Origin of the sequence: Pedobacter africanus (genome assembly GCF_040548825.1) — a bacterium.
Classification (GTDB): domain Bacteria; phylum Bacteroidota; class Bacteroidia; order Sphingobacteriales; family Sphingobacteriaceae; genus Pedobacter; species Pedobacter africanus_A.
In genome coordinates, this window is sequence record NZ_JBEPSL010000003.1 from 231141 (window position 1) to 246443 (window position 15303).

At 44.2% G+C, this 15303-nt stretch carries 11 protein-coding genes; 8 read left to right on the forward strand and 3 right to left on the reverse strand.

Annotated features, from left to right (window positions below):
• Positions 1 to 162 precede the first annotated feature (162 nt).
• Together ABIE26_RS16620 and glgB are read left to right on the forward strand one after the other, a co-directional pair.
• Positions 163 to 2628: a glycoside hydrolase family 31 protein gene (locus ABIE26_RS16620; RefSeq protein ID WP_310143820.1), complete on the forward strand. Its 2466-nt coding sequence runs from the start codon at positions 163 to 165 to the stop codon at positions 2626 to 2628.
• Positions 2628 to 4538 carry a 1,4-alpha-glucan branching protein GlgB gene (gene glgB, locus ABIE26_RS16625; protein ID WP_310143823.1) on the forward strand — a complete coding sequence of 637 codons (1911 nt, stop codon included), beginning with the start codon at positions 2628 to 2630 and terminating at the stop codon, positions 4536 to 4538. The genes ABIE26_RS16620 and glgB overlap by 1 nt, the downstream gene beginning before the upstream one ends.
• Here the strand turns inward: glgB and ABIE26_RS16630 are convergent.
• The 3 genes from ABIE26_RS16630 to ABIE26_RS16640 form a co-directional block, all read right to left on the reverse strand.
• Positions 4516 to 7239, reverse strand: a complete 2724-nt coding sequence (locus ABIE26_RS16630; RefSeq protein ID WP_310143826.1) for a CHAT domain-containing protein — start codon at positions 7237 to 7239, stop codon at positions 4516 to 4518. The genes glgB and ABIE26_RS16630 overlap by 23 nt on opposite strands.
• On the reverse strand, positions 7227 to 9311 hold the full coding sequence (locus ABIE26_RS16635; RefSeq protein ID WP_310143829.1) for a DUF7849 domain-containing protein: 2085 nt from the start codon (positions 9309 to 9311) through the stop codon (positions 7227 to 7229). Before ABIE26_RS16635 ends, ABIE26_RS16630 begins: the two co-directional genes overlap by 13 nt.
• A gap of 124 nt (positions 9312 to 9435) precedes the next feature.
• Entirely contained in the window at positions 9436 to 10434 is a 999-nt protein-coding gene (locus ABIE26_RS16640) for a hypothetical protein (RefSeq protein WP_310143831.1), read from the reverse strand.
• A gap of 176 nt (positions 10435 to 10610) precedes the next feature.
• On the opposite strand from ABIE26_RS16640, the gene ABIE26_RS16645 reads away from it, so the two are divergent.
• From ABIE26_RS16645 to ABIE26_RS16670, 6 genes are all read left to right on the forward strand, one after another.
• The gene (locus ABIE26_RS16645) at positions 10611 to 11183 is read left to right on the forward strand and encodes an RNA polymerase sigma factor (protein WP_310143835.1); all 573 of its coding nucleotides are present in this window, start codon (positions 10611 to 10613) and stop codon (positions 11181 to 11183) included.
• A complete protein-coding gene (locus ABIE26_RS16650) occupies positions 11180 to 11929 on the forward strand; it encodes a tetratricopeptide repeat protein (protein ID WP_310143837.1) in 750 nt (249 codons plus the stop codon). The genes ABIE26_RS16645 and ABIE26_RS16650 overlap by 4 nt, the downstream gene beginning before the upstream one ends.
• 155 nt (positions 11930 to 12084) lie before the next feature.
• On the forward strand, positions 12085 to 12618 hold the full coding sequence (locus ABIE26_RS16655) for an RNA polymerase sigma factor (RefSeq protein ID WP_310143839.1): 534 nt from the start codon (positions 12085 to 12087) through the stop codon (positions 12616 to 12618).
• On the forward strand, positions 12615 to 13811 hold the full coding sequence (locus ABIE26_RS16660) for an outer membrane beta-barrel protein (RefSeq protein ID WP_310143840.1): 1197 nt from the start codon (positions 12615 to 12617) through the stop codon (positions 13809 to 13811). Before ABIE26_RS16655 ends, ABIE26_RS16660 begins: the two co-directional genes overlap by 4 nt.
• A complete protein-coding gene (locus tag ABIE26_RS16665) occupies positions 13786 to 14346 on the forward strand; it encodes a YceI family protein (RefSeq protein ID WP_310143842.1) in 561 nt (186 codons plus the stop codon). Before ABIE26_RS16660 ends, ABIE26_RS16665 begins: the two co-directional genes overlap by 26 nt.
• Before the next feature lie 7 nt (positions 14347 to 14353).
• Entirely contained in the window at positions 14354 to 15292 is a 939-nt protein-coding gene (locus ABIE26_RS16670; RefSeq protein ID WP_310143843.1) for a DUF5777 family beta-barrel protein, read from the forward strand.
• The last annotated feature ends 11 nt before the right edge of the window (positions 15293 to 15303 follow it).

The window sequence follows — 15303 nt, forward strand, 5'->3', positions numbered from 1 at the left end:
TTTTTCTTAGAGCAGAAAGGCCCTGGCTTACCTGCCAGGGCCTTTCTTTTTGTTACAATTTTATCTCATAATAATCCTTTGGTTTTAATAGAAATTTTAACACCTTAGTTGTACAAAGTACACGAAGTAAATGAGTTCGTGTTTTTATTTAAGGGGGTTTTCATGGAAGAATTAAACAAACAGAACAAAGAAACAAACGATATAAATACGGGGGAGGCGGTTGACGAAGTTGTTCAGCATTTAAATAACCCGGTTTCCGGGCCTAAGCCAATTGTTAAAAAATATTTGAGTACCGTAACGCAGATGCATGCAGAAGGGAATAAATTTTACTTTTCTGATGGCGATGCGCGGGTAGAAGTCAGGGTCGTAAGCGATGAGATCATAAGGGTAAGACTGGCGCCTCACGGCGTTTTTCTGGATGATTTCTCGTACGCGGTACCAGTGGTAGATCAAAAGGTAACAACCTTCAAAATGGAGGAGCAGGAGTTGCAGTACCTGATCTCTACCAATACCATTACCTGTAAGATCAGTAAAGACGATTTCCATATTTCATTTATTGAAAACCAGAGCCAGATGGTAATGAGCGAAGACGAATCGCCAATGCACTGGGAAGAGAACATAGAATTTGGCGGCTATTATGTATATGCCACCAAGAAGTGTCTTTCGCAAGAGAACTTTTACGGACTGGGTGATAAATCTGGCAACATGAACCTGAGGGGACGCCATTTCCAGAACTGGAATACTGATGCCTATTCTTTTGGCTGGGATCAGGATCCTTTATACCGTACCATACCTTTTTACAGCGGGGTTCATCATGGCGCAGCTTATGGCATCTTTTTCGACAATACCTTCCGTTCTTATTTTGATTTCGGAAAAGAAGACGATTCAAAAACCAGCTTCTGGGCGGATGGTGGCGAATTGCAATATTATTACATCCACGGCCCTCATTTAATGGACGTGGTAAAGCGGTATCAAAGCCTCACCGGAACACATCCAATGCCGCCAAAATGGGCTTTGGGCTATCATCAGTGCAGGTGGAGTTATTATCCTGAAAAAAAGGTTAAGGAAATTGCCGAGGGCTTCAGGTCAAGGAATATCCCTTGCGATGCCATCTATCTGGACATCGATTACATGGATGGTTACCGCTGCTTTACCTGGAATAAAAGTCACTTCCCGGATCCTAAAAGAATGATCAAGGAACTGGCCAACGATGGCATTAAAACTGTCGTGATGATCGATCCCGGGATTAAAGTAGACGATAATTACTGGGTATTTAAAGAAGGTAAAGAAAATAATTATTTCTGCCGCCGAAGTGATGACTATTTTATGGAAGGCCATGTATGGCCGGGCAGGTGCCAGTTCCCTGATTTTACCAATCCTACGGTAAGGGAATGGTGGGGCAAGCTGTATAAAGAATTGGTAGATATTGGCGTTGCGGGAGTATGGAATGATATGAATGAGCCGGCAGTATTCGGATCAGGTACTTTCCCTAACGACGTGCGCCACAACTACGATGGATACAGGGGCTCACACCGTAAGGCACATAACGTTTACGGCATGCAAATGGTGCGCTCTACTTACGACGGACTTAAAAAACTGATGCGCAATAAGCGCCCCTTTACCATTACCCGTGCAGGTTATTCCGGCATGCAGCGTTATGGTTGTGTGTGGACCGGTGATAACGTGGCCACCTGGGAGCACCTGAAAATTGGCAATATCCAGTGTCAGCGTATGTCTATCTCTGGTGTTCCTTTCTGTGGAACGGATATCGGTGGATTCAGTGGTGAACCAGACGGAGAACTGTTTACCCGCTGGATCCAGTTGGGTACCTTTTCTCCCTTTATGCGTGCACACTCCGCAGGAGATACTGCCGAGCGGGAGCCATGGAGTTTCGGAGAGCCTTATACGAGCATCAACCGTACTTATATTGAACTGAGATACCGTTTAATGCCTTACTTGTATTCTGTTTTCTGGGAACACCACCGTTACGGGTTCCCGATACTCCGACCGCTGGTCATGCTGGAACAGGAAAATGCCGGCAATGCCTACCGCCAGGATGAATTTACTTTTGGTGATAAGCTATTGGTATGCCCGGTACTGGAGCAGGGTGCGGTATCGCGGATGGTTTACCTGCCTAAAGGCAAATGGTTCAATTTCTGGACGCATGAAGTACTTACCGGCGAAAGTGAACACAACATCCAGGCACCTTTAGACCATATGCCTTTGTTTGTAAGGGCAGGTTCTGTTATCCCTGAATATCCGGTGATGCAGTATGTTGGAGAAAAGAACATCGATGAAGTATTATTAAACGTATATTACAGCGAATATGAAGTAAATTCATTCCTTTATGAAGACCATGGCGATACTTTTGCCTACGAACAGGACATTTATTCGGAGAAGAAGTTCAGTGTAAAGGGAACCAGTTACCAGCTTACCGTTGAGCAGAGTGTTGATGGATTGTACACACCCAATTACGAATGGTATAATTACAAGGTCATAGGCTTGCCATTTAATGTAAATAAGATCACCGTTGATGAAAAGGACGTAGCAGATTATGAGCTGGATGAAAACAATTGCCTGCGTTTCAGATCAAATAAGAATTTTACCAGTATAAAAATATATAACTAATGGAAAAAGTGCTTGCTCATAGCTTATTCAGTGATTTTGATATTTCTTTATTTGTATCCGGCAAGCACTTTCGGCTATATGAAAAGTTTGGTGCCCACCTGATCAATGTGGATGGGGTGGCAGGCACTTACTTTTCTGTATGGGCGCCAAATGCACAGGCTGTGCATGTGATTGCCGACTTTAACGACTGGAACAGGACTTCGCACCCATTAAACCGCCGGCTGGATTCATCGGGCATATGGGAAGGTTTCATTCCTGGCGTGGGCAAGGGCGAAGTTTATAAGTTTTTAATAAAAGGTTTTGAGGGGGAAGAGGTAGAAAAGGGTGATCCTTATGCAAAAAGGTGGGAACACCCGCCAAAAACGGCTTCTATCGTATGGGATAACGACTTCAAATGGAAAGATAAAACCTGGATGAACAAAAGGGCCAAATTGAATGCCCTAAACAAGCCAATGTCGGTTTATGAGGTGCACCTGGGATCCTGGCAGCGCGATCCAAGCGAACCGGAACGGGTGCTGACCTATGTTGAAATAGCCAATAGCCTGGTGCCTTATGTGCTGGATATGGGTTTTACCCATGTAGAATTTATGCCGGTAATGGAATACCCTTATTTTCCGTCCTGGGGCTATCAGATTACCGGGTATTTTGCGGCCAGTTCCAGGCACGGTACTCCTCAGGAACTCATGTATCTGATCAACGAGCTGCATAAAAACAACATAGCCGTAATTATGGATTGGGTCCCATCGCACTTCCCAGGCGATGCACATGGCCTTTACCATTTTGATGGCACGCACCTGTATGAGCATTCGGACATGCGCAAGGGCTTTCATCCCGATTGGAAATCCTATATATTTAATTACGACAGAAATGAGGTGCGCTCTTTTTTAATCAGCAATGCCATTTACTGGCTGGATAAATTCCATGTCGACGGACTGAGGGTTGATGCGGTAGCTTCCATGCTTTATTTCGACTTTTCACGTCAGCCCGGAGAGGCTGCAACGAATGAATACGGAGGCAGTGAAAACCTGGGCGCTACCCAGTTCCTTAAAGAATTGAATGTTGCTGTTTACCGTGATTTTGAAGGGGTACATACCATTGCCGAGGAAAGTAGTACCTATCCTGGTGTTACGCGTCCGGTGCACAACGACGGACTTGGCTTTGGCATGAAATGGATGATGGGTTGGATGAACGATACCTTAAAGTATTTTAAGAACGATCCCATCAACAGAAGGTACCATCATTACCAGCTTACCTTTAGCATTACCTATGCTTTTAGTGAGAACTTTATGCTGCCCTTTTCGCACGACGAGGTTGTACATGGCAAGTCGTCTATGATCTATAAAATGCCCGGTGACGAATGGCAGAAATTTGCCAACCTGAGGGTATTGTATGCCTATATGTTTACCCAGCCTGGTACCAAACTGCTCTTTATGGGCAATGAATTTGCACAAACCCATGAATGGGATTTCAAGAGTTCGCTGGACTGGCATCTGTTGGAACATGCACCGCACAGGGGTATGCAAAAGACCGTAAGGGCAATTAATAAACTCTATGCATCAGAACCTGCGCTGTATGAATATAGTTTTTCGCCCGAGGGCTTTGAATGGATCAATGCAGACGACGCGAGGCATTCCATCTATATTTATATCCGGAAGGGTAAAAAAGCAAAGGATACACTTATTGTGATCTTAAACCTTACTCCTGTGTACAGGGAAAATTACCGTGTAGGCCTGCCTTTTAAAGCAAAATGGAAAGAGATCTTTAATACCGATGCAAAAGAGTTTTTTGGTAGCGGGAAGCACAACAAGCAGCTGTTGCTGCCTGAAAAAGAAACCTGCCACAACAGGGAATATTCTATTGTCCTGAATGTTCCACCTCTGGCAGCTACTATACTGAAGCAGGAGAAATAGTTTTTTTTCTGATTTTTCTAAGGTAATAAATGCCGCATAACGCAGTAAGGACCAGCGCGCTTAATTTTCCGTAATCTGCAAGTGTATTTCCTGCTGGCCTCAGTTCTATTTTCCGATCGTACCCCATGTAGATCAGGGCATCCCAGTAATAGGGTAGGTATTCCTGTGGCGCACGCTGGGGCTGTTGCAGCCATTGCTGTTTCGCGTGTCGCAATGCAGTGCCTATTTCCTGCCCCGTTAACATGTTGCTATAGCAGCCTGCAGTAATTTCTGAAGCTGCCCGGTCGTTTACATTCCACAACCCTGCAATGGTACCGCCTGTACCTAAAGCTGCAAAACCCCTGCTCATGCTGATGATCCCTTCCCCGCCACTCATGGCACCATCTGCTGTCCGGCAGGCACTCAATACCACCAGATCGGGTGCAGTTTTCCTCGACGATAGCTCAAACAGGAATACTTCGTTATCATTAAAAGCCAGCGTAGGCTCTTTTTGTGTACCAGACAGGTAAGCATGGGTACTGATATGCAATACACTGGTGTTGTCAAATGCCTTTGAAAAGTCTTTTACACCAGCTGCCTGATCTCTTCTGAACTTTCCACTCACAATTTTCTCTATAGCCTCTGCTTCCTTTGCTACAGCAGGAATGAATTGCCTGCTTTTATGCTGATGGCTGACAAAGAGGCCTTCAAATTTTTTGCCCGGATTGATTTTTTTTGCTGCCTGGTTTATCCAGGTCTGGATCGAGAAAGCATAGGTTATAGTGCAGGTGTTGATCAGAAAGGGCCATCTGGTGATTTCAGGTGTATATTTGCCGCGGGTGATTAAGCCATCGAAGGAAAGGTAACCTGTAACTTCATCCGGGATAATGATGAGGTTTTTATTTTCGGGAAAATTAAAGCCACCAAGCAGGGTATTATAGAGCTGATGGGAAGCCATAAAAAATGCTTTTGGCTGGTTCATCATCGCCGCTGGTCCGTTTTGGTAATAAAGTCTGGCAAAGCTGCTGATTTGTTTTTTTATGTTTTCTGCATGCCGGATGCGTTTGACGTGTTTTACCCGCCGGTTTGCAACTTCTACGACATAGATGTGCTCTGCTCCCATAAAAAATTCAACAAAATGTGCCCTGGATGGCAGCTGTTGCAGCAAATTGGCTGCAACCGGATTGTCGTTGCCGATGGCAAATGAGGGGTACTGTTTCAGCATATTTTTTTCCAGGTCTTCCAGTTTAAATTTAAGCTCCGCGTTACGTTCTTCCAGCCTTACTGTTGCTTCAGGATTTTGCAGCATCTCTCTTTCGTTATAGGCTATGGCCTGCTCAAGCCTGGTCCTTTCCTGAAATAGCGGGTCTTTGGTACTCAGGCTTAGCTGTTGCTGGTTTTTACGGATATCGTCCAGCAGGATACGTGCTTTCGTCTGTTCGATAATCTGGACAATTGCTGCTGCATATTGATGTTGTCCCGTTTTTTGGAGCAGGCCCAGGGCCATATCAATCGCCTTTTCTGCCATCTGTTTGGTTTGCTGCTGGAAACGCTGTTTGGTTTTTACATCTGCCAGTTCAAAACGGATCTTATCTGCAGAAAGCAGGGAAAAACGCATACTTTCCAGGGCTTCTTTTTCCATGCCCAGGAGGCCAAATGCAAGGGCACGCTGGTAAAATACATCAATCAGGCGGTTGTCGCCAAATATCCTTTCCGCCCTTATTTTCCCTTCAGGGCCAGTTAACCCAAATAAAGAGAGGGCATCATTAAAAAGGTTCTGGGCAGCAGGAGCTTGCTTAAGGGCCAGGTTTATTTTCCCAAGCTGGATCAGGGTATAAGCCTTTTCCCTCAAACGATTGCCTTTATAATACTTGTTGTTAATGGCTAGCGCCTGCTGGTAATAAGTTCTGGCTTTGGCATACAGCTGCCTTTTCAGCTGTATATCGCCTGCAGTAATATAGCTGCTCAGTAACCAGTATGCAGATTCAAAATCCGGCTCCCTGTTTTTCTGGCGATTGATGTTTGCCGTGATTACCTTTTCGGCAAGATCAAGCTCATTTTTATCGTTGTAGATGTCGGCCAGGGTGTTGTTGAGCAGGATGAGCCCGGTGGACGGTGGTTTGCTCTTTTTTGTACCCAGCACGATGCAGGCTTCGGCCTTTTGGAAATCACCCAATGAACGGTAAGAGATCGCCATGTTGTTGTAAACAGATACCTCCATCACATCATTGTGTTCTTTTTTTGCAAAATCCAGTGTTTTCTGCTGGATAAAGAGTGCCTTCTCATAGTCGCCCAAACGGGTGTAATTGTTTGCCCAGGGTTTCAAAACATATTCTGCAATACCTTCTACATTCAGTTTATGTTTTGTATAGTAATTGTAAGCCTGTTCGTAGGAATTGATAGACTGAAGGATATTGCCGCTATACATCTGGTTGTAGGCCTGGTTGCTGAGCAGCATTAACCAGGCTTCCTTCTCGGCCACCGACTTCGGACTGCGCCAGCTTTGTGCTTCCGACTCCATTAAAAAGGAAAGGCTTTGTCCCGGGTTCTGATAGCTATAGTCTATTCTGGTATAGATCCACTCCGAAAGATTGTCCAGTTTTTCCAGTGAATCGAGTGAATTTACTACACCGGGCGGTACAGCTTTGTTTATTTGGGCAATAAGGGGCCCTGAAAATAAAATGCAGATCAGCAGAATATAAAGCCTGACTAAAATTTCCATGTTAAATAAGTGACCAGTCTGTTGTTTGATCCCTGCAAAGTATACAGGTATCTGAAGCCAATAGCCGGTCCGACATGTACCTTGCCCAATTGCACATCGGCAAATAGCGTGTTCTGGAAGTTATTGAACTGCTTAGAGATTTTGCTGAAAGACTGCCGGATACTTGCCTGTTCCATTGTGCCGACGGCAGTTGGCAGCTCATATAAAGCGGTTTTTCCAGGGGTAGATTGTTCGTCAATACTGAAAGAGACCAAAGTGCCAATACCTGCACCAAAGTACTTGTTGAAATTGTACCTGATCTGTGCCGGGACAATATTGATCGTTATTACCTTAGTGCGTACAGTACTGTCTGCATATTTCAGCCGGCCTTCCCGTTGTTTACCATCAATCACTACAGGTACCAGCCGGTCGTTCCCTTCCTTCCTGCCTACGAGGTATTCCTTCTCGGCATAGGAACTGCCATAGAGTTCTACCTGCCAGTAATACCGGTGCGGGGCATAGGGGGCCAGACTTATACCAAAGCTGATATTCTTTTGTCCGGAAAAAGGTGTATTTCCATTTTCAAAAGGAAAACCATAACCCGCTATGATTCCTGGCGATAAGCCCATTTTGTACCGACCTGTAGCCCTGTTGGTATAGATAGGCTCATTCTTGTCAAAAACTATAGCCGCGCCGCTTTTAAACGGCAGCTTTTTAGGTTTCTCTTTAAAGCCAATCTGGTACTCTATAAAACCCATCGTAGAGTCGGCATCATTCACGCCCTTTTGCTGTAAGCCGGGCAGGTAAATGTTTTTAAATATAAAATGTAAGCTATCGGCATTGCTTATGGTATCCAGACAACTTTGTCCGGCATAGGCAGTTTTGCACAAGCCCACTTTTGGCTTGGAATCTATAATTTCTACGGATCCTTTATTCAATACCTCCGCAATGGCCACACCTACATCAATTTTTTTGGCAGGGCCTTTACCCGTATTCTGAAACCTTACTTTATAGCTCAGCCTTTTGTTTTTTCCGGTGAAACGAAAGTTCATCCTGCTGTTCCTGAGCATCATTTTATTTGGGTCATGCGAAGCCACGATCTGGAGCTCTATGGTAAAGAATTCCGTTACAGCCAAAGGATTGTCCGGAATAAACATACCGGTAAGTTTTACCACAGCATTTGTATCCTTTATCATTTCCGGCGTGGTCTTAAACTGCATAAAGATGAATTTCTCTTCCCCGGATTTCAGGTTGTCAAACTTCCAGCTTTCGGCTTTTCTGTAAGCCGCCATTTTTTCTTTGATCAGCACAGTACCCTCCGGATCAAAAACTATATGAGGTTCAGCAATTGCGGGGCCTTTGAGGGCAGCATAGTAGGGATTGGAATTGCTTATTTTCAAAGCAGCAAGGCTTCCATATTTATCCAGCGTCGTTTTTTTCTCGTCGTGATACACCCTGGTTTCTGCCAGTTCAAAATTGTCTTTATTAAATTCTTTGTCGTTGTACAAAATGGCAACTGTTCCGCCAAGACTGGCCAGACCATTCTCGGGTTTATTCCTGTAGCCAAATACCAGCATCATGTCATCACCCGGCTTGGGCATACAATTGGTTTTGAGTTCAACAGCGCCGCCGGATTTGAAAAAGTTCAGGTTTTCGGGTGCCTTTAATGCTGCAAGAACAGGTCTGCTGCTGCCCGGTCTTATAGGCTTGGGCCGGGTTGGAGGGCGCTTGCCATCATCATAACTGTTGGTGGCAAACAAACGTACATCGTAAGACCTGATATCGGGATAGCTATGCCGGGGTTCCTTTTCAAAAGAGAACTGACCGTCGCCAAACTCCCAGAAATAAGTATAAAAAGGTTCCGGAGCACCGGCGATCTGTCGCAGGGGGCGTAAAACGGAACTGAACGAAACTACCTCATTTTCTATGGTGTGGTTGATGATGGCCGGTACCGTATCGGCCGGCACAATTGCAGGTTCAACAGGTTTCGCCACAGCAGGGTGTTTCAGTTGTCCGTAAAGAACGGTGCATGTAAATACCAGCAGGAAAACAATTCCTGTAGCAGGCAATGTCAGGTGTAGCGCTCTTTTCATATCTGCTAATAAAATTAACAATATATTTATAATCGGCATGTTTTTCCAATTAAAATACTTGGAAACAGAAAAAAGATAAAGCCCCTTTGGGGCCTTACCTTCCTTGTTTATGGATTTGGGATGCTTAATAGTTATCCAGACTGCTTATTGCAGCTTGAACAGCGGCTTCTGTTGATTCGGTAAGGTTTAAGCTCATGCTGTGGTTGGCAGTGATGGTAATGTCCTGAGCTGCGTAATAATACCTTCCATCTTTTATAGAGAAGGCGAACATGCGGCCTTGTGCACCGACCGGCATACTGTTGTCATAGCTTTTCACTTTATTGGCGCCATCAGCTGTGTACAGCTGGGCTACGACGTTGGCCCCTTTTGCACAGAAGTATACAAAAGTTTCGCCAGCATAGGCATGGAAACTGGCCATAGAACCCGGGTTGTTCAGTACTTCTACACGAACGGTAGTTTTAGGACTTGCATTGCTGTAAAATGTATCGCAGTTTACCCATCCCAGGTTTCCGAAGTCGAAAGTAAATGCCGATTGTGCTGCACCCACTTCTTTCATGCCCACACCGTTTGCATTTCTCGGAGCGGCCCAGGCCATTTGGTTATTGGCGGCTGGAACCAGAGGTTTTTCTGCCTGATCTACCCCCAGCCAAAGTTGTGTAAAGCCATCTCTTTTAGCGGGTATGGCAATTTTGATAGGTATAGCCAGGTTCTGGTCTACGCTTACACCATTGGCTTTTACGTCAACGAATATAAAACCATCAGAAACAAGCGGAGCACCTGAAATGTGGTTCGTGTTTGCTCCTGTAAAGATTACAGCGCTTCTTTTCAATACTTCATAAACTTCAACAGTTACATTTCCGGTAACAGGTACCCCGGCTTTGGTTAGGGAACCTGCAGGGAAGGTAATTTTGGTGCCATCTATAAAAGTAAGTGTTTGCGGCAGGGTAGAGGCATTGATCTCTTTAATCTGTTTCTGAGCGCCAAATTTAGCTGTAAATTCTTTGGCCGTATTTACGGTACTTCCGTTGTCGTCTCCGGAGTTCTGTCTCTTACATGCTACGCTAAGTGTGATTAAAATGGTGAGGGCGGTAAATAATCCTGATGCTAAGTTAAATGTTTTCATGTTCTTTAGTTTTAAAGTTGCTTACTCTGTTATGGCTTTTCAGCGTTCGCCTTTGGATGATTCGAATAGATATCAGCTGCGCTCAAAAATTGTTACCCCCCTTGTTTCAATTTTTTTTTATTGTGGAATAAAAAGATGTTTAAATTAGTGGCATATGCTTCCTTATAAAACTGCCAATGGCTAAAAACATACATGCAGATCAGCGTTTCATTACCGGTCTGGTAAATAATGATACCGCGGTGATCAACGAAATTTATAAACGCTGTGCCACCAGGGTGAAATCCTGGGTCACCTTTAATAATGGAACGGAAGACGATGCCGGCGATATATTTCAGGAGGCACTGATGGATATTTACAGGCAGGCAAAATACAAATCACTTGAGCTGACCTGTCCCTTTGAGCCTTATATATTACTGATCTGTAAGCGTAAGTGGTTAAATGAAATTAAAAAAAGATCAATTCTACCGGTAACAAATAACGAGGATGATTTATTACATATCGGAGAAGATACTTTTGCAAATGCAGATGAACTGGAAAAGCAGGAAGCGCAATCGAAACTATTTTTAAAGGCGTTTGAAAAATTAGGCGAACGCTGCAAAGAAATCATTTCGTGGAGCATGAAAGGCGAGGCCCAGGAAAAAGTGGCTGAAGCCCTTGGTGTTACCTATGGCTACCTGCGAAAAAAGAAGTCTGAATGCATGGCATCTCTGGTAAAAATAGTTCAGTCAAATCAAACGGAAGAACAATGATGAACGAGGAAAAATTATTGACAGTTGCCCGCTATCTTGAAGGTGATATGGAACTTCAGGAAAAAAACGCATTTGAAGCTTTGCTGCAAACAGATACGGAATTGCTGGAGCTGCTGGCCGAATATAAAAATATTCACCAGACACTGAAGATGAAAATTGCACCTTCAGAGGCCGACCGGCAGGTAGCAGCTACTTTATCGTCGCTTAACCAGCAGTATTTTAGGGATAGGGCAGAAGATGAAACCACAGTAAAGGTCGTTTCTTTCAAACCTTACCTCAAATGGATCAGTATTGCCGCAGTTCTGGTAATCGGATTGCTGGTATGGGCACCCTGGTCGGCCAATTTGTATGAAAAATACAGCATCAGCCGGGAGATGTCGGTAGCTGAGCGGGGAGATGGAGGAGAAGATGGTCTGCAAAAAGCTGCGGAACTTTATAATGCCGGGGATTTTAACGGGGCCGGTAAAATCCTGGAGAAGGCATATGCAGCTGCACCTGAAGATGCTATGCTGGCTTATTATTATGGGCTTACGCTTATGGAAACGGGCAAAGCAACAGCGGCCAGAACTGTGCTGACCAAATTATATGCCGGCGAATCGGTTTTTAAATATGATGCGGCCTATAGTATCGCATTGAGTTATGTGAAAGAAAAAGACCATTTGAAAGCATTGGAATGGCTGGAAAAGATTCCTGAAGGCAGTACAAATCACGATAAAGCCAGAGAATTGATCGGCAAACTACAATAGCAAAGCGGGTTTCTTTGCAGATAGTCCGCATCTGGTCCGCCTTTTAACAGTAAAAGACGGGCCGGATGCGGATTTTTTTATTAAATTCATATAGGCAGGCAACCTTCCCTCACTGATCTGCGTACCTGCAAGTATAGATGAATTAAAAAAAATACGTGGACGAGTTGAACATTCAGCAGTTAATAGCCGGTTGTAAGAAAAAAGACAGGAAATGTCAGAAAGGACTTTACCAGTTCTTTTACAGCTATGCCATGCGAATGTGCATCCGTTACGCAAAAGATAAAGACGAAGCCATAGCGCTGGTAAATGATGGGTTCATGCGGGTATTTATCAATATTCATCGCTATGAGGAAGATCGGCCCTTTAAGGCATGGTTAAGTACAATTATGATCAACACCTCCATAGATCATTACAGGAAGCAAATAAAGCGTATAGAAATGGAAGAGCTAAATGCAAGGCATGAGATGGAAGACAAAGAGAGTATTCTTTCGCATATCCATTATGAAGACCTGATTAAACTGGTTCAGAAGCTGTCTGTAGCCTACAGGACTGTTTTTAACCTGTTTGCAATTGATGGCTATACGCATGAGGAGATTTCTGAAATGCTCTCCATTTCGGTAGGTACATCTAAATCCAATTTATTTAAAGCCAGGGAGCAGCTGAAAAAAATGCTAAAAAATACAGCATGAAAAAGGAATGGAACGATAGCGAATTTGATGCGGCCTTTAGAAAAAAGGTAATTGATGCTGATCTCCGGTTTGAGGAGGCGGCATGGGATAAGATGGAGCAAAAGCTGCAGCGTAGGGATCGGGTTGTGTTTTTTAGAAAAGCCGGCGCTGTTTGTCTGCTGCTTTTAATCGGTTTTGCCGGGTACCTAATGCTGAATACGCATCCGGCTAAAGATGCGGGACGTAAATTGGTAAAAAGCAGATCAGCTACACCTGCTGTAGTTGCTGTACCTGAAACCAATACGAAAGTTAACGAAAGCACTTCAGCTGATCAATCCGGATTGGTTCCGGCACTGGTTTATTCAAAAGGAAGCCCAGACAAAACCGTCCCCCCGCAAGTTCATGTTTTGGTTGGGAAAGCCGCTGCTGATAGTGCGGGTAAGGATAGTGTGGTTCAGCCGGAACCTCAACAGGTGCTGGTACAGCTGCAAGCGGTTAGGCCAGAAAAAAAATCAAATCAGGCAGATTCCGGCATCATTGCTTCTACAGGGACTGGTGTTTTACCTGCAGCTGTAGCGTCGGTGGTTAAAAAAAGAAAAGCTTCGCGGAACAAAGCGTTACCTATGCGTTTGTCTTTAAGTATAGGCCCGGAATTTAATTCAGCTGCAGCGTTAATTGGTGGGAAAAAGGGTTTTAGTGCAGGCCTGGGTTTCAGTTTAGGCATAGCCAAACGGGTTACCCTGCAAACAGGTTTAAAATACAGCATGAAAGATTATGCGGCAGATAATTATGCCTATCAATTCAGAAATCCCAGAATAAAAGACCTGGTTACCAAAGTAGATGCCTCCTGTGCAGTATTGGAGGTTCCTTTGCAGGCCTCTTATACTTTCTTGGATGATGCCAGCAAAAGCATAGATGTCAATGTGGGGGTATCCAGCTATTTTATGCTCAAAGAGGATTATACCTACCGGTACACCGAGGGCTCGGGCATCAGCGACCGTTACCAGGAATACAACAACAGGAACCAGCATTATTTTGGGGTGGCCGACCTTTCTGCAACCTATTACATAAAACTTAAAAAAGAAAGGCTGCAGCTGGGCCTGGAGCCTTATGTTAAGATACCACTGACAGGTGTTGGAGAGGGTAAAGTAAATCTAAAATCGAGCGGACTTTCATTAAAACTGCGTTATGACCTGGGTAAAAAAAATAATTAGCCCGCTGCTGGGCTTAGCCTTTATGCTGCTGCATTTCAATGCAGGGGCACAGAATTACCTGGGAAAAAGTATCAAAATGTCTATTTTTTCTTCTACCCCGGTAGAAGACATCAGGGCTGTAAGTTTAAAGGGGAGTGCGGTGCTGGTTGCCAAAACCAGGGAAATAGTGGCCCAGGTGCCTATTAAAAGCCTTGAGTTCGACCGGAAACTGATGCAGGAGCATTTCAATGAAAACTATATGGAGAGCGATAAATACCCGCTGGCCAGATTTAAAGGGACATTAGATCCAGGAGTTGATTTTACGAAAGATGGCGAATACAATGTAACCGTTAATGGTATCCTTTCGGTACACGGGGTGGATAAACAGCGAAGTATAACAGGAAAAATAATTGTGAAGGATGGAATATTGCAGATCCAGACCACATTTAAGGTGGTCTGTGCCGACCATAAAATAAAAATCCCGACACTCATCATTACCAAGGTTGCAGAAGTGATAGAAGTGAAAGTTGATGGTAAGCTTAACCAGATAAAATAATCTCGACATGAAAAAGATCAGCCTGTTTCTTATCCTCTTTTTATTTGCGCTGACCATTGCCAAAGCGCAGAAAGCGGATTCTTTATTAAATGCATTGGATAGCGGCAGTACAGGGACTAAAGTGGATGCGGTGTTTAAATCGACGCGGGTAGTGTTGTCACATTCTACCGAAACCCAGAAGAAACATGACCTGGATCTGCGGATCCGGCATCACTTCGGAGATATCGGAGGGAAATTCGGTAATGCACATACCTTGTATGGACTTGACGTTGCGTCGGATCTTTTTATAGGACTGGATTACGGTGTAACCGATGATTTCACTGTTGCCGCGGGCCGAAGTAAACAGGACGAACTTTTTAATTTCTCCGGAAAATATAAATTGCTTAAGCAAAGAACAGACAATGCCATGCCAGTCAATTTAACCTTAATGGCGCAAATGGGCTGGATAGCCAGGGAGCCTTTTTCTGAAGCTGAATTTTCAAGTTATGCAAACCGGTTTTCTTATTTTCTGGAGGCCATCATCTCCAGAAAAATATCGTCAAGGTTATCGCTGCAGGTGATGCCAGGCTTTTTGATGCGGAAAAACGTTGCAGATAGCAGGGATCCTGAAAATCTTTTCTCGCTTGGTTTTGCGGGCAGGATGAAACTGACCAAAAGGCTGTCTTTTGTTGCCGATTATACCCTGGTTAACGGACTGTCGAGGCCAAAGGACCTTACACAGGCTTATTACAATCCACTTGGTGTAGGTCTGGAAATAGAAACCGGGGGGCATATCTTTTCTTTAAATTTCATGAACTCCGAATACATTGTAGAGAACAACTTTATTCCTGGTACCAAAAAATCGTGGGAGGATGGTGGTGTCCGTTTTGGTTTTACCATTTCCAGGAACTTTACCCTCTTTAAATCAAAAAATAAAGACCCGGATAAAACATCTAAAATTTACTAAAACTAAAATTT